At 69.3% G+C, this 26,696-nt stretch carries 21 protein-coding genes and 2 tRNA genes; 7 read left to right on the forward strand and 16 right to left on the reverse strand.

Annotated features, from left to right (window positions below; translation table 11 throughout):
* Nucleotides 1-71: 71 nt before the first annotated feature.
* Entirely contained in the window at nt 72-2,093 is a 2,022-nt protein-coding gene (locus C5E05_RS10070) for an ABC transporter ATP-binding protein (RefSeq protein WP_258064832.1), read from the forward strand.
* Nucleotides 2,094-2,126: 33 nt separating this feature from the next.
* On the opposite strand, the gene C5E05_RS10075 is transcribed toward C5E05_RS10070, so the two are convergent.
* The 14 genes from C5E05_RS10075 to C5E05_RS10140 all read right to left on the reverse strand — a co-directional run bounded on the left by C5E05_RS10075 (nt 2,127) and on the right by C5E05_RS10140 (nt 16,091).
* Nucleotides 2,127-2,693: an isochorismatase family protein gene (locus tag C5E05_RS10075; RefSeq protein WP_104341846.1), complete on the reverse strand. Its 567-nt coding sequence runs from the start codon at nt 2,691-2,693 to the stop codon at nt 2,127-2,129.
* Between the two features lie 64 nt (nt 2,694-2,757).
* Nucleotides 2,758-4,209, reverse strand: a complete 1,452-nt coding sequence (gene dacB / locus C5E05_RS10080) for a D-alanyl-D-alanine carboxypeptidase/D-alanyl-D-alanine-endopeptidase (RefSeq protein ID WP_146081086.1) — start codon at nt 4,207-4,209, stop codon at nt 2,758-2,760.
* A 110-nt stretch (nt 4,210-4,319) separates the two neighbouring features.
* Complete coding sequence (locus C5E05_RS10085; RefSeq protein WP_104341848.1) at nt 4,320-5,102, reverse strand: dihydrofolate reductase family protein; 783 nt, start codon at nt 5,100-5,102, stop codon at nt 4,320-4,322.
* A gap of 63 nt (nt 5,103-5,165) precedes the next feature.
* Complete coding sequence (gene folP / locus C5E05_RS10090) at nt 5,166-6,095, reverse strand: dihydropteroate synthase (protein WP_104341849.1); 930 nt, start codon at nt 6,093-6,095, stop codon at nt 5,166-5,168.
* Nucleotides 6,096-6,190: 95 nt separating this feature from the next.
* Nucleotides 6,191-6,266, reverse strand: a tRNA-Thr gene (locus C5E05_RS10095).
* An 87-nt stretch (nt 6,267-6,353) separates the two neighbouring features.
* The gene (locus tag C5E05_RS10100; RefSeq protein WP_104243152.1) at nt 6,354-7,952 is read right to left on the reverse strand and encodes an alpha/beta hydrolase; all 1,599 of its coding nucleotides are present in this window, start codon (nt 7,950-7,952) and stop codon (nt 6,354-6,356) included.
* A complete protein-coding gene (locus tag C5E05_RS10105) occupies nt 7,949-9,118 on the reverse strand; it encodes a DNA polymerase III subunit delta' (RefSeq protein WP_104341850.1) in 1,170 nt (389 codons plus the stop codon). Before C5E05_RS10105 ends, C5E05_RS10100 begins: the two co-directional genes overlap by 4 nt.
* 2 nt (nt 9,119-9,120) lie before the next feature.
* A complete protein-coding gene (gene tmk, locus C5E05_RS10110; protein WP_104341851.1) occupies nt 9,121-9,759 on the reverse strand; it encodes a dTMP kinase in 639 nt (212 codons plus the stop codon).
* On the reverse strand, nt 9,756-12,650 hold the full coding sequence (gene topA / locus C5E05_RS10115; protein WP_104243158.1) for a type I DNA topoisomerase: 2,895 nt from the start codon (nt 12,648-12,650) through the stop codon (nt 9,756-9,758). Before topA ends, tmk begins: the two co-directional genes overlap by 4 nt.
* Nucleotides 12,602-13,261: an Rv3654c family TadE-like protein gene (locus tag C5E05_RS20705; RefSeq protein ID WP_104243160.1), complete on the reverse strand. Its 660-nt coding sequence runs from the start codon at nt 13,259-13,261 to the stop codon at nt 12,602-12,604. The genes topA and C5E05_RS20705 overlap by 49 nt, the downstream gene beginning before the upstream one ends.
* Nucleotides 13,168-13,536, reverse strand: a complete 369-nt coding sequence (locus C5E05_RS10125; protein ID WP_258064833.1) for a TadE family type IV pilus minor pilin — start codon at nt 13,534-13,536, stop codon at nt 13,168-13,170. Before C5E05_RS10125 ends, C5E05_RS20705 begins: the two co-directional genes overlap by 94 nt.
* Nucleotides 13,533-13,751 (reverse strand): DUF4244 domain-containing protein, encoded by a 219-nt coding sequence (locus tag C5E05_RS10130; protein ID WP_181058019.1) that lies wholly within the window; start codon nt 13,749-13,751, stop codon nt 13,533-13,535. The genes C5E05_RS10125 and C5E05_RS10130 overlap by 4 nt, the downstream gene beginning before the upstream one ends.
* A 109-nt stretch (nt 13,752-13,860) precedes the next feature.
* A complete protein-coding gene (locus C5E05_RS10135; RefSeq protein WP_104341852.1) occupies nt 13,861-14,910 on the reverse strand; it encodes a type II secretion system F family protein in 1,050 nt (349 codons plus the stop codon).
* On the reverse strand, nt 14,907-16,091 hold the full coding sequence (locus tag C5E05_RS10140) for a TadA family conjugal transfer-associated ATPase (protein ID WP_104341853.1): 1,185 nt from the start codon (nt 16,089-16,091) through the stop codon (nt 14,907-14,909). Before C5E05_RS10140 ends, C5E05_RS10135 begins: the two co-directional genes overlap by 4 nt.
* Before the next feature lie 554 nt (nt 16,092-16,645).
* On the opposite strand from C5E05_RS10140, the gene acs reads away from it, so the two are divergent.
* Nucleotides 16,646-18,613 carry an acetate--CoA ligase gene (gene acs / locus C5E05_RS10145; RefSeq protein ID WP_104341854.1) on the forward strand — a complete coding sequence of 656 codons (1,968 nt, stop codon included), beginning with the start codon at nt 16,646-16,648 and terminating at the stop codon, nt 18,611-18,613.
* 94 nt (nt 18,614-18,707) lie between these two features.
* Here the strand turns inward: acs and C5E05_RS10150 are convergent, their stop codons facing one another.
* Both C5E05_RS10150 and C5E05_RS20145 read right to left on the reverse strand, forming a co-directional pair.
* A complete protein-coding gene (locus C5E05_RS10150; protein WP_104243168.1) occupies nt 18,708-19,169 on the reverse strand; it encodes a RidA family protein in 462 nt (153 codons plus the stop codon).
* 2 nt (nt 19,170-19,171) lie between these two features.
* On the reverse strand, nt 19,172-19,330 hold the full coding sequence (locus C5E05_RS20145; protein ID WP_181058021.1) for a hypothetical protein: 159 nt from the start codon (nt 19,328-19,330) through the stop codon (nt 19,172-19,174).
* 164 nt (nt 19,331-19,494) lie between these two features.
* Here C5E05_RS20145 and C5E05_RS10155 point away from each other — a divergent pair, with 164 nt between their 5' ends.
* The 5 genes from C5E05_RS10155 to C5E05_RS10175 all read left to right on the forward strand — a co-directional run bounded on the left by C5E05_RS10155 (nt 19,495) and on the right by C5E05_RS10175 (nt 26,674).
* Entirely contained in the window at nt 19,495-21,951 is a 2,457-nt protein-coding gene (locus C5E05_RS10155) for a transglycosylase domain-containing protein (RefSeq protein ID WP_181059511.1), read from the forward strand.
* A 32-nt stretch (nt 21,952-21,983) separates the two neighbouring features.
* Nucleotides 21,984-22,946: a metallophosphoesterase gene (locus tag C5E05_RS10160; RefSeq protein ID WP_104341856.1), complete on the forward strand. Its 963-nt coding sequence runs from the start codon at nt 21,984-21,986 to the stop codon at nt 22,944-22,946.
* A gap of 5 nt (nt 22,947-22,951) precedes the next feature.
* Nucleotides 22,952-25,480 (forward strand): transglycosylase domain-containing protein, encoded by a 2,529-nt coding sequence (locus tag C5E05_RS10165; RefSeq protein ID WP_181059513.1) that lies wholly within the window; start codon nt 22,952-22,954, stop codon nt 25,478-25,480.
* Between the two features lie 85 nt (nt 25,481-25,565).
* Nucleotides 25,566-25,639 (forward strand) — tRNA-Pro (locus C5E05_RS10170).
* A 147-nt stretch (nt 25,640-25,786) separates the two neighbouring features.
* Nucleotides 25,787-26,674, forward strand: coding sequence for an aminoglycoside phosphotransferase family protein (locus C5E05_RS10175; protein ID WP_181059515.1), 888 nt, complete (start codon nt 25,787-25,789; stop codon nt 26,672-26,674).
* The last annotated feature ends 22 nt before the right edge of the window (nt 26,675-26,696 follow it).

Genomic DNA, 26,696 nt, shown 5'->3' on the forward strand with positions numbered 1-26,696 from the left:
GGTGCGCGCACACGACTGCGCGCCATCGGCGTGCGCGCATCTCGGCGCGCTGCGGGCGAAAGGCCAGGAGTTTGGGCGACAAGCCAGTGGATGCAGGAGCAGTTGGCAGCGGGGAGACGGCGCAGAAGAAGCGCAGGGGATTCCCCGGGCGACCGGCTCGTGAAGCGTCGGGCGCACCGAGGGCGACCTTCAAGCAGCTCCTCCCGCACCTCCTCGTCAACAAGCCGCTGCTGGCGGGCATCATCGCCATCAGCGTGCTCAGCTCGGCGTTGAGCCTCGCCCAGCCGCTGCTCGTGAACGTGCTCATCGGCCAGGTCGAGGTCGGCACCATCGCCGCCTGGGTCGTGTGGGTGCTCGTGGGCGCCGTGGTCATCGGCGCTATCGCCAACGGGATCCAGCACTTCCTCCTGCAGCGCACGGGCGAGTCGATCGTGCTCAACACGCGACGCCGCCTCGTCGCGAAGCTCCTGCGGCTGCCGGTCGCCGAGTTCGACGCCCGCAGGACGGGCGACCTCGTCTCCCGCGTGGGCAGCGACACCACCATGCTCCGGGCCGTGCTCACGCAGGGACTCGTCGAAGCCATCGGCGGCGCCCTCACCTTCATCGGTGCCGTCGTCGCGATGATCGTGCTCGATGGCGTCCTGTTCCTCATCACCTTCGCCGTCGTCGTCGTGGCCCTGCTGCTTGTCGTAGGCATGTCGATGCGCATCCGCGAGGCCAGCGCCGCGGCCCAGCAGAAGGTGGGCGACCTCACCGCCTCCGTCGAACGCGCCATCTCCTCGGTCAGGACCGTGCGGGCGTTCGGCGCGACCGAACGCGAGGAGCGCCTCGTCGACACCGACGCGGTCGGCGCCTACCAGCGTGGCCTCGACGTGGCCCGCATCTCCGCGTTCATCGTGCCCGTCGCGGGCTTCGCCATGCAGGGCGCGCTCATCGCGGTGCTCGGCGTCGGCGGCCTGCGCGTGGCGGCAGGCGAGCTGAGCATCGCGAACCTCATCGCCTTCATCATGTTCCTGTTCATGATGATCATGCCGCTCGGCCTCTTCTTCGGCGCCCTCACCGCGGTGAACACCGCCCTCGGCGCGCTCGGGCGCATCGAGGAGATCATCGCGATCCCCGAAGAGGGGGCAGGCGACCGCGACGAGGCGGCGCTGGTCGTCCTCGAGGGTCCGGCCAACGAGCGCGGGGCACCGGACGCGCCCGCCGTGGAGTTCGAGGACGTCACCTTCCACTACCCGGAGGACGTCGTGCGCGCGCGGGCAGCTCGCGAGCGGGCAGCCGCGCGGCTCGAGACGATCCGCCGAGAGTCGTCGCGCGGCGGCATGGCAGCGGCCATGACGGGGGCCGCGTCCGACCCCGACGCTCGACTCTTCGCGGAGGACGGGGCTCAGGCGCGCGTCGAGGCGCCGCTGGTGCTCGACGGCGTCAGCTTCGCGCTGCGCCGCGGCGAGCGCCTCGCCCTCGTCGGCCCCTCCGGCTCGGGCAAGTCGACGGCCCTTGCCCTGCTCGAGCGCTTCTACGACCCCACGGGTGGCAGTATCCGCGTCGGCGGCGTGGACCTCCGCTCCATCGACCGGCAGCAGCTGCGCGCACAGCTCGGCTACGTGCAGCAGGACGCGCCCGTGCTCGCCGGAAGCCTGCGCGAGAACCTGCTCCTCGGCCGACCGGACGCCGACGACGTCGCCTGCGAGGAGGTACTCCGCGAGGTGAACCTCGGGGACGTCCTCGACCGCAGCGACGACCGGCTCGACACCCAGGTCGGCGAGTCCGGCGTCATGCTCTCCGGCGGCGAGCGCCAGCGCCTCGCGATCGCCCGCGCCCTGCTCTCGGCCCCGCCCATCCTGCTGCTCGACGAGTCGACGTCAGCCCTCGACGGTGCCAACGAGCGGCTCATGCGCGACGCCCTGGACAAGGTCTCGGAGGGTCGAAGCGTCATCGTCATCGCCCACCGCCTGTCGACGGTCGTGGACAGCGACGAGATCGTGGTCCTCGAGCACGGTCAGGTGCTCGGCCGCGGCAAGCACCTCGAGCTCGTCGACACGGTCCCCCTCTACCGGGAGCTCGCACAGCACCAGCTGCTCCTCCCCCGCTGAGCCGGCCAGCTGGCCCGCGCGCGGGCAGGAGCGCTACTCGACGGTGACGCCGGCGGCACGCAGGTCGTCGAGAGCCGCCGCGCGGGACGCTGCGGCCACGGCTGAGGTGAGGCCGTCGACGACACGCACCGTGAACCCCTCCCGGTGGGCGTCGAGCGCGGATGCCCGCACGCAGTGGTCGGTCGCGATGCCCACGACGTCGAGGTGGTCGACGCCGCGAGCGCGCAGCGCCTCGGCGAGCGGCTCGCCCTCGGCGGTGGCACCGTCGAAAGCCGAGTAGGACGGCGAGCCCTGCCCCTTGAAGATGTGGAGGTCGACGAGCTTCGTGTCGAGCGCGGGGTGGTAGTCGGCGCCCGGCGTGCCGGCCACGCAGTGCTCCGGCCAGCTGTCGACGAAGTCGGGCTGCGGGTGGAAGTGCCCACCGTTGTCGCTGTCGGCGTCGTGCCAGTCGCGCGAGGCGACGACGACCGCGTAGTCCTCGCCGTGCTCCGCGAGGTGCTCGGTGATGCCAGCGGCCACGGCGGCACCACCGGCTGTCTCGAGGGCCCCACCCTCGGTGAAGTCGTTCTGGACGTCGACGATCAGCAGTGCGCGGCTCATGCCCCCAGTCTGCCGCAGCGTTCCTGGATGAGCCAGGCGCATCCGCGCCCGCTCAGCTCGTCGCTCACCAGTTGGCGAGGGATGCGCCGCACGAGTAGGCGCGGGCGGCGATGCTGTCGAGCGCGTCGCGGTTGGCGGGCGTCACGGCGCCGACGACGAAGAACGCGAAGGTCAGCCTGCTGCCGTCCGCGGCGGTCATGTAGCCGGCGAGTCCGTAGACCTCGTTGATCCACCCGGTCTTCGCGGTGATGGCGCCTGGGGGGACGCCCAGGGAGGTGAGCCTCGTCTGGAGGGTGCCGGTCTGGCCGGATGCGGGCAGGTCGTCGAGCATCTGGGACGCGGCGATGTCCGGCTGCGAGATGGCTTGCAGCAGCTCGGCGACGAGTTCGGGCGGAACTCGGTTGTCGGCGGACAGACCGGAGCCGTCCGCGAGGACGAGGCCGTCGGCGTCGAGGCCGAGGGTCGACAGTGCCTGGCTGGTCGAGGCTTGGATGGCGGCGAAGTCGGTGCCGACACCCTGCTCGATCGCGACGAGCCGCGAGAGCATCTCGGCGACGTTGTTGTCGCTGTCGATGAGGGCGTAGTGCACGAGTTCGGAGACCGGCTGCGACCAGACCTCCGCGAGCAGCGTCGCGCCCTCCGGCACGGTGCCGCTCGCGCCTGCCGTCGCGGCTCCGAGCCTCGTGGCGAACGCGCCAGCGGCGGCGCCGCTCGGGTCATCCGTGCGGGGCGAGACGAGGCTCGCCGGGTTCTGGCGTCCGCCGTCGACCATGAGCGCCGAGATCGGGCTGATGTAGCCGTCGGTGCGGTCCGCCTGCAACCACGACGGCTGCCACTCCGGCCCGCTGAACGCCGACTTGTCGACGAGCACCTGGGTGAGGGGCATGCCGGAGAGGCTCGGGTCGCTCGCCCAGGCCGTCCGGGTCTGGGCGGCGAGGTCGGCGAGCGTCGCGGTCGCGCCGGAGTAGTAGCTGCCCGCGCCGGTGTCGGTGGAGGCGAGGGTCACGTCCCCACCTCCCACGATGACCACCGAGCCCGGCTCGCTGCCTGCGTAGACGCGTGTCGGGATGCGGAAGTCCGGGCCGAGCACCTGCATGGCCGCGGTCGTGGTCAGGAGCTTCATGACGGATGCCGTCGGCACCGCGTCCGTCGCCTTGCGCTCGTAGATCGCCTCGCCGCTCTGCGAGTCGACGACCACGCCGTGGAAGTCGAGGGCTCCTGCGGCGCTCGCCACGTCCTCGATGGAGCAGGTTCGCATCGGCTCGGCGGCGGTGGCCTCGACGGGTGCCACACGAACCGCGCCGAGCGACTTGGCGGGGAGGACCTCGGACGTGCCGGCGAACGCCGGTGCTGCTGCTGCGAACCCGGCCGCGCCGGCCGCGAAGCCCCCTCCGAGTGCGAGGACGCCCGCGAGCGCGAAGCCGACGAGGCGACTGGCGACTGAGCGCGGGGACTTTCCTGACCTGGCCATGTCACCTCCGGGCGGAACGAGGGCCGCGTCGTCGTTCGACGGCACGGCAAGCTGCAAGTCTAGCCACGCGATGCGGGCGCCGCGCCTGACCGAGGATTCGGGGAGGCCTCCTGCCCGCTGGCTCGCTCGGCGGGGCAGGCGGGAGACTCGAGCCCTCAGCTCAGGCCGGCAGAGCGGAGGTAGTGGAGCAGCAGCGTGTCGTCGCACTCCAGGACACCGGCAAGGGCGAGCGGGTGCTGCGCAAGCGTCTCCGAGTGCGTGATGCGTCCACCCTGCCCACCAACCGACGCCGGCGAGATCGTCAGGCAGAGCTCGTCGAACGCGCCCTGAGCGTTGACCTCGCCGAACAGCGAGGGCCCGCCCTCGCAGAGCACCTCCGTGTGGCCAAGCTCGCGCAGCATGGCGCGGAGCTCGGTGACGTCGAGGGTTCCAGGGCGCTCCGGATGCTCCGGCACGGTGAGCACGGTCGCGACCTCCCGGAACGGTGCGAGCCGCTCGAGATCGGAGACGGGAGTCACCACGATGGGCGGTACGGGTGCATCCGCGAACATCTCGTGCTTCGGGTCGAGCGCGAGACGGTTCGAGACGATGCCCAGCGTCGGATGTGGGGGGCGCCCCCGCTCTTCGCGCCAGGCCACGGAGGGCTCGGAGACTCGAAGGCCCACGTAGCCTTCGTCGCGAAGGGTGCCAGCCCCCACAAGCACAAGGTCCGCGAGGCGACGCAGCAGCTCGAACACACGATGGTCCGCGGCGGTGCCGAGGCTCCCCGACCTGCCGTCGCCGCCCATCGCAGCCCCGTCGACGCTCGCCACGAAGTTCAGCCGGAACGCCCCGTTCGCGGGGTAGGCGTAGTGGGCGAGCAGCTGCTCGTCGTCGAGCTGCTCACGGGCACCCGCAGGACCGAGCAGCGAGCGGATCGCCGAGAATGGAGCGTTCATGCTGAGAGCATGCCACGCAGACGTGGACGGCAGTGGTGAGTCGAGTGCGAACTTGGGGGCGCCCTAGACGTTGTGTCGCGTGTACGCGGGCGCACGGAGGCCGAGGATCGCCTCGGTCATGCGGGTCGCGTCGACCGCCTCTGGCACGTTGTGCATTCGGACGATGCGAGCGCCGAGCAGGATGCACGCGACGGCCGCCGCCAGCGACCCGGCTACCCGCTCCCGCTTCGGCCTGTCGAGGCTCTCGCCGATGAAGTCCTTGTTGGAGACCGCGGCGAGGGAAGGGAAGCCCAGCGACGAGATCTCGTCGAAGTGCCGTGTCAGTGCGAGCGTGTGCAGCGTGTTCTTGTTGAGGTCGTGCCCCGGGTCGACGATGAGCTGGTCCTCCCCGACCCCCAGCTCGATGGCCCGCTCGGCCCGTGCCTGCAGGAACGAGCGCACCTCTCCCACCACGTCGTCGTAGTGCGGCCGGGCGAGCTCCGCCCGCGGGGCCGCGACGCTGTGCGTGATGATGAGCTGAGCACCCGAGCCCGCGACGACCCTCGCGAGGTCTTCGTCGCGGAGGCCGCTCGTGTCGTTGATGATGCCTGCGCCCGCTTCGAGGCATGCCTCGGCGACGCGTGCACGGTAGGTCTCCGCGGAGATGGGGATGCTGGTCCGCTCCCGCACGGCACGGATCACGGGCACCACCCGGCTGATCTCGTCCTGCTCGGAGAGCTCCTCACCTGGCGCGAAGGGCTGACCGCCGATGTCCACGATGTCCGCTCCCGCCCGCTCGGCGGCGAGCACGGCATCCACGGCGCTCTCGAGCGCGAAGGTCGCCCCATCGTCATAGAACGAGTCGGGGGTGCGGTTCACGATCGCCATGACCGCGACCCGGCGAGAGAAGTCGAACCCCTCCCCCTCGCCGAGCCGATGGACCGGGCTGCGCAGGCCCGGGAATGCCAGGGGCGGGTGCTGGTCGGGGTCTTGGTGGTGCCGGCGCTCGAGCATCTCATCAGCGTAGGCGAGGCGCGCTGAGGAGCGCGGCCGACTCGGTGCCGCCGGAGAAGACGAAAGCCCCTCCGCACCGAAGTGCGGAGGGGCGATGGGGCCGCCTGCGAGAATCGAACTCGCGACCTATTCATTACGAGTGAATCGCTCTGCCGACTGAGCTAAGGCGGCCTGCCTGCAGCTCAACTCCCTGGGGCGCTGAACTCGACACCAAAGCATAACGCACACTCAGCTCAAGTGCACATCGGGGTGTCGGAGTCAGCAGACGAGGCCCTCTGCGGGCACCGTCCCGTCGATGAAGTACGCGTCGACCGCGCCCGTGACGCAGCTGTCGCCCTGCGTGTAGGCGAGGTGCCCTTCACCCTCGAAGGTGACGAGCGTGGCCGATTCGAGCTGCTCGGTCACTGCCTCCGCCCACGCGTATGGCGTGGCCGGGTCGCCCGTGGTGCCGATGACCAGCACGGGGTCCGCACCCGCTCCCGTGACGGGCGCGAGCTCGTTGGTGGATGGGAACGCCCACTGCTGGCAGGTCGTGTCGCCGAGCGCTTCAGGGCCGGGGATGCCGATGGGGGTCGACTCCGCGATCTGCCGGTTGAAGTCGGCGATCTTCGCGGGATCGGTCTCGACCGGGTAGTCGAGGCAGTTGATGGCCGTGAACGCCTCGAACATGTTGTCCGCGTAGGTGCCGTCGGGCTCGCGCCCGTAATAGGAGTCGCTGAGCGCGAAGAATCCTGCCGGGTCGCCGGTGGCCTCGTAGGCGGCGAACGCCTCGCTCAGGTACGGCCAGCTCTGGTCGTTGTACAGGGCCGAGCTGATGGCGGTGTCGATGACGCTGCTGGTGAGCTTCCGGCCGTCGGCGTTGTTGGGGAGCGTGTCGTCGGCCTCGGCCATGAGGGCGTTGATCTTCGCGATCGCGTCGTCGACGCTGCCCGTGAATGGGCAGCTGGTCGTCGTCAGGCAATCCTCGAGGTAGGTGCGGGTCGCTTCGCCGAACGCGCCCTGCTGGGCGAGCACGACCTCGAAGGTCGAGAGCGTGGGGTCGGTCGCGCCGTCGAGCACGACGCGTCCGACGGTCTCGGGGAACATGTCGATGTACTGCGCGCCGATGTCGGTGCCATACGAGAACCCGAAGTAGTTGACCTTCGGGTCGCCGACGAGGGCTCGCATCATGTCGAGGTCCTTGACGGTGCTCTTCGTGTCGACGAACTCGAGGAGAGCCCCCGTGTTCTCGAGGCAGTCGTCGGCGAACTCCTTGGAGTTCGCGGTCACCGCGTCGATGATCTGCTGGTCGGTCGCCGTCTCGGCGTCGAGTTCCTCGTCGACGCCGTAGAACCATTCGTCCATGCCGGCGTCGTCGCGGCAGTCGACGGCGCTCGATTCCCCGACGCCGCGCGGGTCCCAGCCCACGATGTCGAAGTCGTCCATGAGCTCGGGCGTGAAGACGTACTCGGCGCTGTCGCGGACGAAGGAGATGCCGGAGGCACCGGGGCCACCCGGGTTCGTGAAGATCGTGCCGAGGGGGTTGCCGCTCGCTGCTGGCACCTTGACCATGGCGAGCTCGATCTTCTCGGACGCCCCGTCGCCCCAGTTCATGGGAGCTTCTGCGGTGGCGCACTCGCGCCCGTTGCCGCAGTCGCCCCAGTCGAGGTCCTGCTCGTAGTACGCCTGGATGCTCGGCTCGAGCCCGGAGGGCACGAGCTGCGCGTCTTCCTGCGGCCCGCGGTCTCCCGACGTTCCGGGGCCAGAGAGGGTCGTGATGAGCGTGCATCCGCTGAGCGCGAAGATGACGGCGGCTGTGAGGAGCGAGGCGCCGATGCCCCGCGCCGTCGCTCGAGCGCGGGTGGTCGTTCTGGTCATGATGCTCCCTGCTGCTTCTGCGTCCAGCTGATCAAGAATGCCTCCAGCACGAGCGCCACGGGCACGTTCGCGGCGAGTCGTGCGCGAGCCTTGCTGACGGCGTCGATGCTGGTGAGCACGTCGTCGGAGCTGTGGGAGCCCGTTGCGGCTTCCAGCTCGCTCCTCCGGTGCTCGTTGACGAGCTCGACGGGCAGCTCGAGCTGCAGCATGAGCAGGTCGCGCAGCAGGGAGACGGAGTCGGTGAGGATGCGATCGATCGCGTCGACCTGCCCTCGCTTGGCCCGGCGCTTCTGGTGCTCCTCGAGCTCGCGGATCTGGCCGCGCAACTGCCGTGGCACCGCCTGTCCCGGTGTGAGCCCCAGCGAGCGGAACGCCGCGGCGCGCTCGTGCTCGTCACGATCGGCGGCGTTGGCGGTTGCATCTTCGTCGGCGATGGTGACGAGCTGCGCGGCCTTGCGAACGGCCTCGCCGGTGGTGCGGATGTCGAGCAGCCCGTCGAGCGACGCGTCGCGCCTCCCCCAGGCGTCGTCGCTGGTCGCAAGGCGCTTGGCCATGCCGACGTGGCTCTGCGCTTCGCGGGCGGCACGCAGCGCGGTGTCGGGCTCGATCCCGTCGCGCCGGACGAGCAGGGCCGCGACGTCTCGAACCGCGGGGACGCGCAGGCGCACGCTGCGCACTCGCGAGCGGATGGTCGGCAGCAGGTCGGCCTCGCTCGGAGCGCAGAGCACCCAGACGGTCGATTCCGGCGGCTCCTCGATCGCCTTGAGGAGGGTGTTGGAGGTGCGTGCGACCATGCGGTCGGCGTCCTCGACGATGATGACCCTGTAGCGCCCGGTCATGGGGGACATGGAGGCGCGTTCGACGAGCTCGCGGGCGGTCTTGATGTCCAGCTGCACGGTCTCGGTCACGACCGCCGTGAGGTCGGGATGTGAGCGAGCGCGCACCTGCACGCACGACGGGCACACCCCGCATCCGCCGTCCGGGCAGAGGAGCGCGGCCGCGAAGGCGTAGGCCATGTTGCTTCGGCCGGAACCCGGAGGGCCGGTGATGAGCCAGGAGTTGGTCATGCCACTCGGGTCGATCGCTCCCCGCTTCGAGGCTTTCGCCGCGTTGGAGAACAGCGCTATCGCATCGTCTTGACCGGACAGGTCGTCCCAGACGGTCACGGCTACTCGCTCGCCGACTGCCGCTCGAGGAGCTCGGCGACGCGGGTGCGGATGAGCTCGGCCACGTGCTCTCGAGGCTGGGTCGCGTCGATGACGAGGAACCTGCCGGGGTCTGCTGCGGCGAGGGCGAGGAACGCCGAGCGGACGGAGTCGTGGAACGCCTTGGACTCCGCTTCGAGCCGATCGTAGGTGCCGCGGGTCTCGCCGATGCGGCGGCGGCCCTCTTCCGGGTCGAGGTCGAAGAGCACGGTGAGGTCGGGAAGGAGGCCGCGCGCGGCCCAGAGCGAGAGGTCTCTGACCTCGTCGGCGCCGAGCTCACGACCGGTCCCCTGGTACGCGATCGAGGAGTCGAGGTACCGGTCCTGCACGACGATGTCGCCGCGCTCGAGGGCTGGCCGCACGACCGTCGCGATGTGCTGTGCGCGGTCGGCGGCGTACAGGAGCGCCTCGGCTCGCGCGTCCATGTGCCCATTGCGGTGGAGCACGAGCTCTCGGATGTCGGCGCCCAGGTCGGTGCCGCCTGGTTCGCGGGTGCGCACGACCTGCTGGCCGAGCGAGTTCAGCCAGTTCTCGAGCAGGCCCGAGTGCGTCGACTTCCCTGCCCCGTCGCCGCCCTCGAGCGTGATGAAGAGGCCCGTCATTCGGTGGCTGCTGCTTCGCTGGCCTTGGCCGCCGGCTTCTTGGCGGGTGCGCGCTTCGCGGCCGGCTTCTTCGCGGCGGTCGTCTTCGCCGTCGTCGACTTGGCCGCCGGCTTCTTCGCGGCAGGCTTCTTGGCGGCAGGCTTCTTCGCGGCCGTGGTCTTGCGCTTCACCGGTCCCTTGGCGCGCTTGTCGGCGAGCATCTGCACGGCCTCTTCGAAGGTGACATCCTCGGGGTTCGCGCCCCGTGTGACGGTCACGTTCGTCTCGCCGTCGGTCACGTACGGCCCGAAGCGGCCGTCCTTGATCTTGATCGGCTTCCCGCTGACCGGGTCGGCTTCGAACTCCTTGATCGCGGCCTTCGTGGTGCGAGCACCGTACTTGGGCTGCGCGAACAGCTCATGCGCCGCTTCGAGCGTGACCGTGAAGATCTCGTCCTCGCTCGTGAGGGAGCGGGTGTCGGTCCCCTTCTTCAGGTACGGGCCGTAGCGGCCGTTCTGCGCGGTGATCTCCGCACCTGTCTCGGCGTCGACGCCGACGACCCTGGGCAGCTCGAGCAGCCCGATGGCCTGCTCGTAGGTGACCTGCTCGGGGATCATGGACTTGAAGAGCGATGCGGTGCGCGGCTTGTCTGCCGCGGCGGCCTTCTTGGCGCGCGGCTTCTTGACGGGACGCCCCTCGGCCGCAGCGGCTTTCGCCTCCGCCTCTTCCGCGAGTGCCTTGGCCTTCGCGTCCGCCTCCGCGGCGGCCTCTTCAGCTTCGGAGGGGCCTTCGGTCACGTAGGGGCCGAAGCGGCCGTCCTTGACGAGGATGCGCTTGCCGGTCTCGGGGACGACGCCGAGCACGCGGTCGGTCTGGATCGGTGCCTCGACGAGCTCGATCGCCTTCTGGGCCGTCAGCTCGTCCGGGGCCAGCTCCTCAGGCACGTTCACGCGGCGAGGAGTGTCGCCCTCCGTCTCCGGCGCCACCTCGAGGTACGGGCCGTAGCGTCCGATGCGGAGCACGATGCCGTCGGCGAGGGGGGTGGAGTTGATCTCACGGGCGTCGATCTCACCGAGGTTGTCGATGACGCCGCGCAGGCCCTTGTGGTCCTCGGTGCCGAAGTAGAAGCCACGCAGCCAGTCGTTGCGCTGCTCGGACCCTGCGGCGATCCGGTCGAGGTCGCCTTCCATCTGCGCCGTGAAGTTGTACTCGACGAGGTCGTGGAAGTGCTCCTCCAGGAGGCGGACGACGGAGAAGGCCGTCCAGCTGGGGACCAGTGCGCTGCCGCGCGGTGCGACGTAGCCGCGGTCGATGATCGTGGAGATGATCGACGCGTAGGTGGACGGACGGCCGATGCCGAGCTCGTCGAGGGTCTTGACGAGGCTGGCTTCCGTGTAGCGCGGGGGTGGGCTCGTCTCGTGGCTCTTGGCGTCTGCCGTCTCGGTCTCGAGCTTCTGGCCCTTCTCGAGCGGCGGCAGCTTGGCCTCCGCGGTCGTCGAGTCGTCGCGCGCTTCGTCCTTTCCCTCCTCGTAGGCGGCGAGGAAGCCGCGGAAGGTGATGACGGTGCCGGATGCCTGGAACTCCGCCGCGCGGCTGGTGACCGTCCCCTGCGCATCGGACACGTCGACGGGCGAGGCGTCGATCGTGACGGTGGCCGTCTGCCCCTTGGCGTCGGCCATCTGCGAGGCGATGGTCCGCTTCCAGATGAGGTCGTAGAGCTTGAAGTCGTTCGGGCTCAGCTTGGGGCGCAGCTCGCTGGGAAGCGCGAAGGTGGACCCTGCTGGCCTGACCGCCTCGTGCGCTTCCTGCGCGTTCTTCGACTTGGAGCCGTAGAGGCGGGGAGCGGCGGGGACCGTCTCGGCGCCGTAGAGCTTCGACGCCTGCGTGCGGGCCGCGTTGAGGGCCTGCGACGAGAGCGACGACGAGTCGGTACGCATGTAGGTGATGTACCCGTTTTCGTACAGCGACTGGGCGACGCTCATCGTCTGGCGGGCGGTGAAGCGCAGCTTGCGCGCCGCCTCCTGCTGGAGCGTCGAGGTCGTGAACGGCGCGGCGGGGCGGCGCGTGTACGGCTTGGACTCGACGGAGGAGACCGTGAGGGGCACGGTGCCCGCGGTGAGCTGCACGGTCAGCGTGGTCGCCTCGGCCTCGCCGAGGATCACGCTGGTGTTCTTGAGCACACCGTGATCGTCGAAGTCGCGTCCGGTGGCGACGCGCTCGCCGTCGAGCTTCGTGAGGCGGGCGACGAAGGCTGCGCCGTCCTTGCCGGGCTCCGGCGCGAAGCGTGCTTCGACGCCCCAGTAGCTGGCCTTGACGAAGGCGAGGCGCTCGCGTTCGCGGTCGACGATGAGGCGTGTCGCCGCTGACTGCACGCGGCCGGCGGAGAGCCCGGGGCCGACCTTGCGCCACAGGACCGGGGAGACCTCGTAGCCGTAGAGACGGTCGAGGATTCGCCTGGTCTCCTGGGCGTCGACGAGGTGCACGTCGATGTCGCGAGTCCGGTCCTTGGCCGCCTCGATCGCCTCGCGGGTGATCTCGTGGAAGACCATGCGCTTGACGGGGACCTTCGGCTGGAGCACCTGCAGGAGGTGCCAGGCGATGGCCTCTCCTTCGCGGTCCTCATCAGTTGCGAGGATGAGCTCGTCGGCGTCCTTCAGAGCTCGCTTGAGCTCGGCGACGGTCTTCTTCTTCTGCTCGGAGACCACGTAGTAGGGCTCGAAGCCGTTGTCGACGTCGACGCTGAACTTGCCGAGGGAGCCCTTCTTGAGTTCCGGCGGGAGGTTCTTGGGCTCGATGAGGTCGCGAATGTGTCCGACGGAGGCGAGCACGGTGTAGTCATCACCGAGATACTGCGAGATGCTCTTCACTTTGGTCGGCGACTCGACGATGACCAGTGTGTTGCTGCCTGACACAAGCGTTCCTTGGATGGGTCTGCGTGCTTTCGCACGGCGATTCCGGCTGGCCGGAGTGATGTGGGGGCTGTTGCCACCCGTCGGCGCCCATTATATGGACGGGCTGGTCTGTGAACGGGCTGGCTGAAACGGAAGGCTTCCAAATGCTGGCGGCTCCGCCTCACGTCTTCTCGTTCCGGCGGCGGTCCTGCCCTCGACGATTCCGAAAAGACGAACGGGCCGGACTCTACACGAACTCGCACAACGGCCTCCCGGCCATCGGTCGCGCACTCCTCCAGCGATGCGCCGTTCGCCTCGACGACGCGACCCGCTTCCGCACACGGTTCTCCGTCCAGATACCCCGAGGCGACGTCCGCCGCCGCGAGCGCCCCGGCATCCGCGGCCGCCTGCGCAGCTTGCCTGGCGGGGAAGGCAGCCAGCATGCCGATCGCGCCGATGGAGATCGCGAGGACGAGCAGCCCGACGGCGAGCACGACGACCCCACCGGCGCCGCGCTCTCCGGCGAGCTTCGCGGCGATCACCGGCCACCACCGAGAGCGCAGGCGCGTGCGGCGACCGTGACGGGCAGCTCCCGCTGGCCGAGTTCGAGCGGCGCGGATGCGAGCGCGCACACGAGCCCATCCGCGTGGCTGATCTCGAGCCTCGCGTCGGGCACGAGCGCCTGGATGCGGGCACGCGCGATGGCCTCGTCGTCACCCCTGGCGATGAGCCTGACCGAGTCGGCGACCGCATCCTGCAGCCGCACCTGCACCACGACGCCTTGGAGTCCGGCGAGGCACAGCGCGAGCAGGAGGACGACGGCGGGTGCGACGATGGCGAACTCCGCGGTCGCGGAGCCCCGGCACGAGCGGGCGAGCTGTCGCCACCGCGGCACCCGGAGCATCATTCGTCCAGCGTGAGCGCGGTCCGGATGATGTTCTCGAGCAGTTCGCGGACCTCGTCGCTCTGCATGATGACGACGAGGAGTCCCGCGAAGGCGACGGCGGCCATGGTCGCGATCGCGTACTCGGCGGTCGCCGCACCCTCCTCGTCGTGGAGACGGGCTCGGAGTCTCGTGAGGATGGCGCGTGGGCCTGCGCTGAGGCGGTCGTTGGTGAGCAAGGTTGTACCTCTCTTATTGGTCGTCAGTTCGGAGTCGGCACGAGCGTCGAGGGGCAACCGTCTGGGCTGCCGAAGGAGTGGCGGCGGCGGCGCGCCTTCGAGGCGCGCATCACAGCCGCGAGATCGTCTGGGTGAGCACCGCGAGGATGAGCGGCGCGACGCCGAGGAGCAGGAACGCGGGGAGCACGCAGAGCCCGAGCGGCAGCATGAGGCGCACTCCGAGCTGCGCGGCGTTCCGACTCGATGCGGCTCGGGCGTCTCGGCGCTCCAGTGCGGCCTCGCTCCGGAGGAGCTCGGCGGCGGGTACTCCGGCGCCTCTGGCGAGGTCGAGGACCCGCTCGATGCGACCGTCTGAGCGCGAGGCTTCCCGACTCGGCCGGTCGCCGTGGGCCAGGCCGGCGTCTTCGAGGACACGCTCGACCTGATGCAGGACGGTGCCGGCGGATGCCCCGCCGAGCATGCCGAGCGCCGTCAGGTCGAGTGCAAGGCCCGGCACCGGGTCTCGTCTCGAGGCCGCCGCGATGAGGGCGCGGTTCCAGAGGTGCGCGGTCGTCATGAGCGCGAGGCCGCCGACGAGGCAGGCCAGGCCGATGGGGGTGCCGAAGAGCACGGCGAGGCTGTCGAAGCCGAGCGCGAGGCCGAGCAGCACCCCCACTGCCGGCAGACCCATGACGAGGCGTGCGGCGCTGCTCGGGCCGGCGAGCGCGAGCTCCACATCGCGCTCGGCTGCTGCATGATCTCGGAAGGACTGCCCGAGGTCGGCGAGGCCGCGGGCGAGCGGGGCACCCGTGCGTTCGGCGAGCGACCACGCACAGCCGAGGGAGCGCCAGCTCGTCGCCTGCTGCTCTCGGAGTATCGCGCCGACGCGCTGGCCCGCACGCAGGCCTCGCGCGACCCGGAGCTCGACGGGCTCGGCGACGTCGACGCGCGGCGGCGCCACCCTCACGCGGAACACGGCGATCGCTCGTCGTCGCAGCTCGCCTCGGAGCGCGCTTCCCGCCCGAGCGCGATGACTCGCCGGGTGCGCCGACTCGGCTGCGGCGAAGCTCGCAACGTGCTGCCAGGCGGAGGCCGCCGTGGCGCCGCCGAGGAGCAGTGCGGCCAGGCGCTCGACGACCGCAGCCGTCTGCTCGGCCTCGTCGATGGCCTGCCTCGTCATGACCGCCTGGGCTCTCGGTGACGGGTTCCGGTCGCGCTGGTCCCCGTCCCCGCCTCAGGGAGGGACGTGGACCCGGCGACGTCGACGCCGGGCGCGCCCCGCGGGCGCGTCACCGTGGCGATCGCCAATCGGCCAGCAGCATCGAGACGGAACTCGCCGATCTCCGCGAGTCGTCGATGCCCGGACGGGGTGCGCTCGACGTGCATGACGAGGTCGATGGCACTCACCGTCTGCCGCGCAACCGCGTCCGGTGTCATCCCCGCGAGCGCACCGAGGGCCTCCAGCCGGGAGGGCACGTCCGCGAGCGAGTTCGCGTGCAGCGTGCCCGCGCCGCCGTCGTGGCCGGTGTTGAGGGCCGCCAGCAGCTCCCGCAGCTCCGCGCCACGGCACTCGCCGAGCACGAGGCGGTCAGGGCGCATCCGCAGAGACTCGCGGACGAGGCGCTCGAGGGGCACGCTGCCCGCGCCTTCGATGTTCGCCTGCCTCGCCTCCAGCGAGACGCTGTGCGGGTGCGCGATACGCAGCTCAGCCACGTCCTCGATCAGGATGATGCGGTCCCGCGCATCGGCCTCCGAGAGCATGGCAGCCAGGAAGGTCGTCTTCCCGCTTCCGCCCGCACCGGTCACGAGGACGTTCGCTCGGGTCCGCACCGCCTCGCGAACGAGTTCCTCGGCACCGGGAGCGAAGAACGCCTGTCGGTCGAGCTGCTCAAGCGTGAGCTGACGAACCTTCGGGGCTCTGATCGACAGCAGGGTGCCCGTGGTCGAGACGGGCGGGAGCACGGCGTGCACGCGGATGCCGTCGGCGATCCGCACATCCACGCATGGCGCGGATTCGTCGAGGTGCCGTCCGCCGGCCGCGACGATGCGGACCGCGAGTTCCCGCAGCGCCCGCTCGCTCGGGGCCAGCCAGGACTCCTCCCGCTCGGCGCCGCTCCCCCGGTCGACGTACAGCCCGTCGCAGCCGTTGACGAAGAGGTCGGTCACCTCGCCGTCTGCCACGTACCCGGCGAGCGGGCCGAACGCGTCCGCTTGGCCTCGGGTGAGCGAGCGCACCGATCGCGGTGTGGAGTCGTCGAAACCGGCGCGTGGCGGCAACGTGAGCGACGCGGCTCGGTCGGCTGCTGGACGAGCGACGAACCGCTGGGCGGGCGCTGCGCCGGAGCCTGAGGTGAAGGACATGCAGGAAGCGTACGAACGGCCGCGCTCGAGCGCGGGCGGAGGTGCGCCAACTTGGGGAGGAGCGTTCTCCACAGGTCCAGGAGCCGCAGAGTCGCGCGGTTAACTGAAGAGGCGCCCGGACAGGGGGATATCCGAGCGCCTCAGCTCATGCAGCGTTCAGGGGGGTTGATTGCTGCAGAGCGACGACAGTTGCGACAGAGAGCGAAACCATCGAAGTCCATGCTAGTGCATATTTCGCCCGAGACCACGTCTGGTTCCCAGACAATCGAAAAATGTTCGGCTGGGCTCTCACGACCGCACGGCTGCACAAATCCCGCACGCTGAAAGGCCGGTGGGGCTGCGCTCCGGCGCTCGGAGACCGAGCGTCGAGCGCGTCGCCGCTGGCACTGCTGCCGGTTCACTTCCGCGGGACCCGGCGCCGCAGGGATCCTCCGAAGCGCTCCGACATTCCCCCCGAAAGGCGGGAGTCGGAGCGCATGCTGGCTCCGTAGACTTCTCAGAGGCTGCGCCGCAATGAGGTGGCGCGGCATCGCAACGACGCGAAAGGACCTGTGGTGGCTGACAAGATCGAACACCTCCTGGAAGACCTCGAGACCTTCCCGCCCAGCGACGACTTCACGTCCTCCTCCCCCGTGCCGGCCGACCTCGGCGCACGGGCAGAAGAAGACCGGCTCGGATTCTGGGCCGAGCAGGCCAAGGAGTTGCACTGGTCGACGCCGTTCACCGAGGTCCTCGACTGGAGCGATGCTCCCTTCGCGAAGTGGTTCGCCGATGGCACGCTCAACGCGAGTTTCAACTGCGTCGACCGTCACGTGCTCGCCGGCAACGGCGACCGAGTCGCGATCTACTGGGAGGGCGAGCCCGGCGACAAGCGCACCATCACGTACTCCGACCTCCTCGGCGAGGTGAAGCGGGCCGCGAACCTCCTGGAGAGCCTCGGCGTCGCGGCCGGAGACGTCGTCGCCATCTACATGCCCATGATCCCGGAGACCGTCGTCGCGATGCTCGCCTGCGCGCGCATCGGTGCCATCCACTCGGTCATCTTCGGCGGCTTCAGCGCCGACTCCATCCGCAGCCGCGTCGAGGATGCGAACGCGAAGCTCGTGATCACGAGCGACGGCTCCATCCGCAAGGGGCGGATCTTCCCCCTCAAGGAGACCGTGGATGCGGCGCTCGAGGCAGACGGGCACACCGTCGAGCACGTGCTCGTCGTCCGTCGCGCCGACAACGAGCCGTCGCTGACCCCGGGGCGTGACCTCTGGTGGCACGAGGAGATCACGCAGGTGAGCGATGAGCACGTCGCGAAGCCGTTCCCCGCCGAGCACCCGCTCTTCATCCTCTACACGTCGGGCACGACCGGGAAGCCGAAGGGCCTCCTGCACACGACCGGCGGCTACCTCACCCAGACGTCGTTCACGCACCGCACCATCTTCGACCTGAAGCCGGAGCAGGACGTCTACTGGTGCTCGGCCGACGTCGGCTGGGTGACCGGCCACAGCTACTTCGTCTACGGACCGCTCGCGAACGGTGCGACGCAGGTCATGTACGAGGGCACGCACGACACCCCGGACCTCGGCCGCTGGTTCGACATCATCGAGCGCTACGGGGTCACGATCTTCTACACGGCGCCGACGGCGATCCGCGGATACATGAAGTCGGGCAGGCAGATCCCCGCGAAGTACGACCTCTCCTCGATCCGCCTCCTCGGCTCCGTGGGGGAGCCGATCAACCCTGAGGCCTGGTCCTGGTACCGGGAGGTCATCGGCGGCAACCGCGTGCCCGTCGTCGACACCTGGTGGCAGACCGAGACGGGTGCCATCATGATCTCCGCGATCCCGAGCCAGGTCGCGCTCAAGCCCGGCGCAGCGCAGGTGCCTGTTCCCGGGGTGGTCGTCGAGGTCGTCGACGACAAGGGCGAGCGCGTCAACCCCGGCGAGATGGGGCTCCTCACGATCACGGAGCCGTGGCCGTCGATGACTCGAGGCATCTACGGCGACCGGGAGCGGTTCATCGAGACGTACTGGTCCCAGTTCCCTGGCCGCTACTTCGCCGGCGACGGTGCCGGCGTCGACAAGGACGGGCACCTCTGGCTGCTCGGCCGAGTGGACGACGTCATGAACGTCTCCGGCCACAGGCTCTCGACGACCGAGATCGAGTCGGCGCTCGTCGACCACCCGTTCGTCGCCGAGTCGGCGGTGGTCGGCGCGAGCGACGAGACGACGGGGCAGGCGGTCGTCGCCTTCGTCGTCCTGAAGGAGAGCAAGAAGGCGGAGATCGAGGCCTCTGACGCTCCGAAGGTGCTGCGCGAGCACGTGTCGACGAAGATCGGCGCGATCGCTCGCCCCCGTCAGGTGTATGTCGTCGCAGAGCTCCCCAAGACCCGTTCCGGCAAGATCATGCGGCGCCTGCTGCGCGATGTCGCAGACGGCAAGGCGGTCGGCGACACGACGACCCTGACCGACGCCTCGGTGATGTCGGCGATCTCCTCCGGCGTCGCATCCGGAGCCGCCGACGACGATTGACCCGACGCAGCCAGAATGACGGAAGCCCTGCACCCCTCGGAGGAGGGATGCAGGGCTTCCGTCGGTTCAGCTGCTCGCGCCGCGCGGCGGGCCGTTACTCGTACGCGACGATGAGGTCGACCTCGACCGGTGAGTCGAGCGGCAGCACGGCGACGCCCACCGCGGCGCGGACGTGCGTGCCCGCGTCGCCGAAGGCGAGCCCCAGCATCTCGGAGACGCCATTCGCGACGAGCGGCTGCTCGGTGAAGTCGGGGGCGGATGCGACGTAGACGGTGACCTTCACGACTCGCGTCACGCGATCGAGGTCGCCGATGACGGACTTGATGGCCGCAAGCGCGTTGAGCCCGGCGAAGGCCGCGAACTCGATGGCATCGTCGCGCGGCACCTCAGCGCCGACCTTGCCCTTCTCGGGGAGCGCTCCCTCGATGAACGGGAGCTGCCCCGACGTGTACACGAGGCCGCCGTGCTCGACTGCGGGCACGTAGGCGGCGACCGGAGCGGCAACCGGAGGTACCGCCATTCCCATCGCGCCGAGACGTTCTTCTACCTGGCTCATGCTCACTCCCCCGCGATCGGGCGCTTCATGTAGGCGACGGATCCGCCCTCAGCATTCGTGGAAACCTGCACCAGCTCCCAGCCCTGAGCACCCCAGTTGTTGAGGATGACGGTGGGGGTGTGCAATGGGAGCGGGGTGATGAAATATTCCCACTTCTGCATGGACGTCCTCCTGTGCGATGAGCGCTCAGGCTCTTCATGGGGTACTCATTGAACACTCCTGAAGACGCCACGAGCGGGTGTGACTTACCCTTGATCCTATGTCTGTCACGAATCCAGGGGCGCCCAAACGCAACATTCTGGGTGGCCTCCTAGGGCTGCTTGGTATGAGCGGAGTCGCGGGCGTGCTCGTCACGGCCATGATCACCCCGCTCATCGCCGTCACCGGCGTCGCCGCGAACAGCACTATCTCGCTGTTCGAGAACCTCCCGACGTACCTCGAGATCGGCTCACTGCAGCAGAAGACCGAGCTGTACGCCGCCAACGGACAGAAGTTCGCCGAGTTCTACAACCAGAACCGCGAAGAGGTCCCACTCGACCAGATCTCCCCGTACGTCGCCGCCGCGGCGATCTCGGTGGAGGACCCGAGGTTCCGCGAGCACGGTGGCGTCGACGTCATCTCGGCGGCGCGTGCGCTCGCCCAGTCCGTCATCGGCGATGGCGCGGCAGGCGCATCCACGATCACCATGCAGTACGTGCGCAACGTGCGCGTGCAGACGGCCGAAGCGATCCCCAATCAAGAGGAACGCGACAAGGCCTACCTCGAGGCGACCGAGACCACGACGGGCCGCAAGCTCCAGGAGATGCGTCTCGCGATCGGCGTGGAGAAGCAGTTCTCCAAGGACGAGATCCTCCAGGGCTACCTCAACATCGCCCTCTTCGGAGGCACCACCTACGGCATCGAGTCGGCAGCGCAGCGCTACTTCGGCAAGTCCGCGCTCGACCTGAACCTGCAGGAGTCCGCGAGCCTCATCGCGATCGTGCAGGAGCCGAACGCCTACCGCCTCGACGTGCCCGAGAACATCGAGCCGAACAAGGTACGCCGCGACTACATCCTCATGCGCATGATGGAGGAGGGCGCGATCGACCAGGCGACCTACGACGCGACCGTCGTGCTGCCCGTCGAGCCCCGCCCGACGGAGCCGAAGCACGGCTGCGGCGCGGCCGAGGGCAACGCGCAGTACTTCTGCGACTACGTGCGGCTCGTCATGGTGCAGGATCCCGCCTTCGGTGAGACCTACGAGGAGCGGCAGTTCAACTTCCAGACCAAGGGCTACCAGATCCACACGACCCTCGATCTCGACATGCAGGCTCAGGGCCAGGCCTCGATGGCCTCGGCCGTGCCCGCCTACGTCGACGGCATGGACATGGGATCTGCCGCTTCGATGGTCGAAGAGGGCACGGGCCGCGTGCTCATGATGGTGCAGAACACCGCCTTCGGCGACACGGAGGAGTTGGCCGGCCAACCGGGGTACACGTCGGTGAACTACAACACCGACTACGAGTACGGCGGCTCCACGGGGTTCCAGGTCGGGTCGACCTACAAGATGTTCACCCTCGCCGAATGGCTGGCGTCAGGGAAGTCGTTGAACTCCTCGGTCAACGGCAAGGACCGCGCCTTCAACCTCGCGAACTTCCAGAACTCCTGCCTCGGCGCTGACGGCGGCTCCTGGTCGCCGACGAACGACGGCGGCGCGAAGGTCGGCAACGTGTCGGTCCGCCAGGCGACGTCGCAGTCCATCAACACGGCGTACGTGGCCATGGCCGAACAGCTCGACCAGTGCCGCATCCGCGACACCGCGATGGCCATGGGCGCGCACCGCGCCGACGGGGCCATCAACGAATCGAACCCGGCCGCAGTGCTCGGAACCAACACGATCGCGCCTCTGTCCATGGCGACCGCCGTGGCCGGATTCGCGAACGGCGGCGTCACCTGCACGCCCATCGCGATCGACAGCATCACGCTGCGCGACGGCTCATCCATCGAGGCCCCGAAGTCGACGTGCAACCAGGCGGTGACCCCCGAGGTCGCGGCTGGCGTGACCGCGGCCCTCCAGGGCGTCGCCAACGGCGGCACGGGCAGCGCCTCGAACCCCGGCATCGCACCGCTCATGGGCAAGACCGGAACGACGGACAGTGGCCTGCAGACCTGGATGGTCGGAGCCACCACGAAGGTCGGCCTCGCCGTCTGGGTGGGCAACGCCAGCGGCCAGGTCCCCATGTACGGCGTCGACCTCCCCCGTGCGGTCGGAAGCCAGACGCGTCACGTCATCTTCAACGACGTCATCGCCCAGGCGATGCGCACCTACGGCGGCGACTCGTTCCCCGAGCCGACCGGCAGCGCCGTCAAGAACGAGCAGGTGACGGTCCCCGACCTGACCGGAAAGACGACCGCTGAGGCGAAGTCCTCGCTCGAGGGGCTCGGCTTCACCGTGTCCGTCGGCAACGCCGTCACATCCGATCAGCCGGAAGGCACCGTGGCGAGCACCCTGCCGAGCGCCAACACCCGCGTGACGCAGGGAACGACGATCACGATCAGCCCGTCGCGCGGGCCAGCCCCCACACCGACCACCGCGGCGCTCGTCGCACCGGACCTGGCGGGGCAGACACAGGAGCAGGCGCAGTCCACGCTCTCCCAGCTCGGCTTCAGCGGCACGATGGCGATCCTCACCGAGGAGAGCTCGACCGTCCCGAAGGGACAGGTGATCCGCACCGACCCGGCGCCCGGCGCGGAGCTGGAGCGCAGCGGTTCCATCCAGGTCTACGTCTCTTCCGGCCCCTAGCAGGCCATCGCACCAACTGAAACGAGTTCCACATGGCGAATTCCGTCGCCACCTCGGGCCAAGGAACCTCTTCCGGCCTCGGACCAGCAAGCGCCGTCGCCCTCACCCTCCTCGGGGTGGGGGCGGCGACCGCCATCTACGGCACGATGATCGAGCGCCGCGCGTTCCGCCTGCGACGCATCGAGTCGCGCATCCTGCCCCCGGGCTCGGCCCCGCTGCGCGTGCTGCACCTCAGCGACTTCCACGTCGCCCCCTGGCAGCGCAAGAAGCAGGACTTCGTCAGAGGGCTCGCCGCCCTCCAGCCCGACCTCGTCATCGGCACAGGTGACAACCTCGGCCACGTCGATGCCGTCCCGACCGTCGCCAGCATGCTCGAGCCGTTCGAGGGGATCCCCTCGGTGCACGTGTACGGCTCCAACGACTACCTGGGCCCCGTCCTCAAGAACCCCTTCACGTACTTCAGCAGCTCCACCCACGTTGCGAAGAAGGCACCGCACCTCGACACGGAGGGCCTCACCGCCCACTTCGACCGCCTCGGGTGGACGCCCCTCAACAACGCTGCCGCCGTCCTCGAGGTCGCCGGCAGGCGCATCCGCTTCTTCGGGGTCAACGACCCGCACATCGACGCCGACGACTTCGCCGCGGCGGGCGAGGCGCTGCGAGACGCGTCGGAGGGCCAGGACTGGGACCTCACGATCGGCCTCGCTCATGCCCCGTACCAGCGTGTGCTCAGCGGCCTCGTCGACCTGGGCGCAGACGCGATCTTCGCCGGCCACACCCACGGTGGCCAGGTCTGCGTGCCCGGCTACGGGGCACTTGTCACCAACTGCGACATCCCGCGTGAGCAGGTGAAGGGCCTCAGCACGTGGACCTCGCGTGGCCGCAGCGCCGCCCTGCACGTCTCTGCCGGACTCGGCACCTCCATCTACGCCCCGGTGCGCTTCGCATGCCCACCGGAGGCGACCCTCCTGACCTTCCTACCCCGGGTATCGTGACCGCCATGGCAACAAAGCAACGTGGAAACCGGAAGCGCGGTCCTCTGACGCGCGTCCTCGGACTGGTCGGGGTGAGCGGCCTGGCCGCCGTCCTCATCACCGCGCTCGTGACTCCGCTGATCTCCGTCGCCAACATCGCGGACAACAGCTCGATCAACCTGTTCGAGAGCCTCCCCGACTACCTGGAGATCAACGAGCTCCAGCAGGTCACCGAGCTCTACGCCAAGCAGGGCGGGCAGGACGTGAAGTTCGCCCAGTTCTACAACCAGAACCGCATCGAGGTACCCCTCGACCAGGTCTCGCCGTGGGTGCCGCTTGCTGCCATCTCGGTTGAGGACCCGCGTTTCCGGGAGCACGACGGCGTCGACGTCATCTCCGCGGCGCGAGCCCTCGTGACCTCGGTCATCGGCGACGCCTCAGCTGGCGCCTCGACCATCACCATGCAGTGGGTCCGCAACGTGCGCGTGCAGGAGGCCGAGGCGATCCTCGACCCCGCCGAGAGCGAGAAGGCCTACATCGAGGCGACCGACCCGAACACGGGCCGCAAGCTCCAGGAGATGCGCCTCGCCATCGGCGTCGAGCAGCAGTACTCGAAGGACGAGATCCTCCAGGGCTACCTCAACATCGCCCTCTTCGGAGGCACCACCTACGGCATCGAGTCGGCCGCCCAGCGCTACTTCGGCAAGTCCGCGCTCGACCTGAACCTGCAGGAGTCCGCGAGCCTCATCGCGATCGTGCAGGAGCCGAACGCCTACCGCCTCGACCGCGAGGAGAACATCGAGGGCAACAAGGAGCGCCGCGACTACATCCTCATGCGCATGATGGAGGAGGGCGCGATCGACCAGGCGACCTACGAGGCGACCATCGCGCTGCCGGTGGAGCCGAACGTCACGGAGCCGAACCACGGGTGCGAGTTCGCGGAAGGAAACGCGAAGTACTTCTGTAAGTTCGTGCAGCTCTCCGTGCTGCAGGACGAGGCCTTCGGTGCGACCGAGGCCGAGCGAAACTTCAACCTCGCCGGCAAGGGCTACAAGATCTACACGTCCCTCGACCTCGACATGCAGGGCGTCGCGACGCAGTCGATGCAGAACGCCGTGCCGTCCAGCTACCCGGGCACGGAGCTCGGCGCCGCCGCTTCCATGGTCGAGAACGGCACCGGTCGCATCCTCGCGATGGTGCAGAACACCCAGTTCAGCGAGGTGGCCGAGAACCAAGGCCAACCCGGTGTGACCTCGGTGAACTACAACGCCGATTACGAGTACGGCGGCTCCACCGGATTCCAGACTGGCTCGACGTACAAGATCTTCACGCTCGCCGAATGGCTCTCGTCGGGGAAGTCGCTCTACTCGTCCGTCCCAGGACAGAACCGCACCTTCTACCTCGAGAACTTCTCCAACACGTGCGAGGCCGAGTCAGACGGCCCGTGGGCTCCGACGAACGACAGCGGCCAGCGGGTTGGGACCGTCTCGGTCAAGTCGGCGACTGCCTCGTCGATCAACACCGCCTACGTGACGATGGCGGAGCGCCTCGACCAGTGCCGCATCCGCGACACCGCGATGGCCCTCGGCGGTCACCGCGCCGACGGAGCGATCAATTCCTCGGTACCCGCCGCCATCCTCGGCGCCGCCAACGAGATGGCCCCGCTCTCGATGGCAACCGTCATGTCAGGGCTCGCGAACAATGGCACGACCTGCTCGCCGACGGGCATCGACCGCGTGACGCTTCCTGACGGCACCGAGGTCTCGGGTCCCGAATCCCGTTGCATCCAGGCCGTCTCGCCGCAGGTCGCGGCGGGCGTCGACGAAGCCCTCGCTGGCGTCGTCAACGGCGGCACCGGCTCGCGGTCGAACCCGGGCATCGTTCCCCTCATCGGCAAGACCGGCACGACCGACAACGGCCTGCAGACGTGGATGGTCGGGGCGACGACCAGGGTCGGACTCGCCGTCTGGGTCGGCAACGCCAACGGCCTCCTGCCCATGTACGACGTCGACCTGCCCCTCGCGGCGGGGAGCCAGACGCGTCACGTGCTCTTCAACGACATCATCGGGCACGCGATGACCACGTACGGCGGAGGCGACTTCCCCGAGTACGTGGAGGACGAGGACGCGCTGGTGCTCGCAACCGTGCCGGACGTGACCGGCCGGTCGACGGAGGAGGCACGCCAGGTGCTCGAGGGGCTCGGCTTCGGCGTGTCCATCGGTCCATCGGCCGACTCCGACCAGTCGCCGGGAAGCGTCGCGAACACCCTGCCGACCGCCAACACGCGTGTCGACAAGGGGACGACGATCACCATCCACCCCTCGGCCCTGTCGGAGGACGCGTCGAACGGACTCCTGGCACCGGATGTGGCGGGCAAGACCCAGGATGAGGCGACGACGCTGCTCGCGGGCGCCGGCTTCAGCGGGACCGTCACCGTGATCGCCGAGAAGAGCGCGAGCGTGCCGAGCGGGCAGGTGATCCGCACCGACCCCGCGACCGGCACTCCCATCGAGCCGACCGGCGACATCAGGCTGTTCGTCTCCTCTGGGCCGTAGGAGTTTCCGTTGCTCGCGCCCTCGGTTGGCGGCGCGAGCAACCTTCGGGTACTCTTGGGGAGTTCGCCGCTCAGCGGTGAGCGATCGGGGTGTGGCGCAGTTTGGTAGCGCGCTTCGTTCGGGACGAAGAGGTCGTGGGTTCAAATCCCGCTACCCCGACAGTTGTGTGATCGAAGAGGCCTGAGCTTGCTTGCAAGCTCAGGCCTTTTTCGTGCCCGCATTCGTGCCCGCCTTCAGCCCTCGCTCCGAGAGGAACGCGCCCCGCGTGATGGTGTACTTTCGGCGGATGCCGTCAGTGTGGCCATCGTGCTGATCCCAGAAGACCTCGTCCGCCGCGTCGCGGGTCGCCCCGCCGACCTCGGGGTGGACGGCGACGAGTGGCTCCGCCGCCTGCCGTCTCTCATCGACGAGCGCCTCGACGCGTGGGAGCTGACCATCACCGGTGCGGCTCACAACGGCCATAACGCGATCGTGCTGCCGGTCGCTCGTCACGGGCAGCCGCAGGTACTGAAGCTCAGCTGGCCCCATCGGGAGGCAGCCGTCGAGCACCTCGGGCTTCGCCACTGGAACGGCGGGGGCATCGTGCGGCTCGTGGCGGCGCATCCGTCTGACTTCGCGCTGCTCCTCGAGCCCCTCGACGCGGATCTCGACCTGCATTCGGTCGAGACCGACGACGCGTGCCTCGTGATCGGCGGCCTCCTGCGGCGCCTCCACGTCGCACCCCCGCATTCGGTGCCCGATTTCCGCGTCGAGGCGCGCGACTGGATCGCGCCCCTGCGGGCGCATCCGCCTTCGGTGCCTCGCCGGTGGGTCGACCGCGCCCTCGACACGTTCGACTCGCGTCCCTACGAGCCGAGGCTGCTGCACCTCGATCTGCACTACGGGAACGTGCTCGCCGCCGAGCGGGAGCCGTGGCTTGCCATCGACCCGAAGCCCGTCGCGGGTCCCGCCGGATTCGAGGTGTACCCGGCGCTGCGAACTCGCGTCGAGGACTACCGGGGCGGTGCGCTCATGCACGCGGAGGTACGCAGCCGGGTTGAGCTGATCAGTGGCGAGGCGGGCATCGATCTCGATGACGCCAGGGAATGGTGCATCGCGCACGCCATTCTGAACGCGCACCAGGTCTCGGAAGAGGGGTGGCCCACGCTCGTGACCCTGCACCTCGCGATCGCGAAGGCGCTGTCCGACCTCTGAGACACCGACATCAGCTGTTTTT

The sequence above is a fragment of the Pseudoclavibacter sp. AY1H1 genome, assembly GCF_002931055.1.
Lineage (GTDB): Bacteria > Actinomycetota > Actinomycetes > Actinomycetales > Microbacteriaceae > Pseudoclavibacter.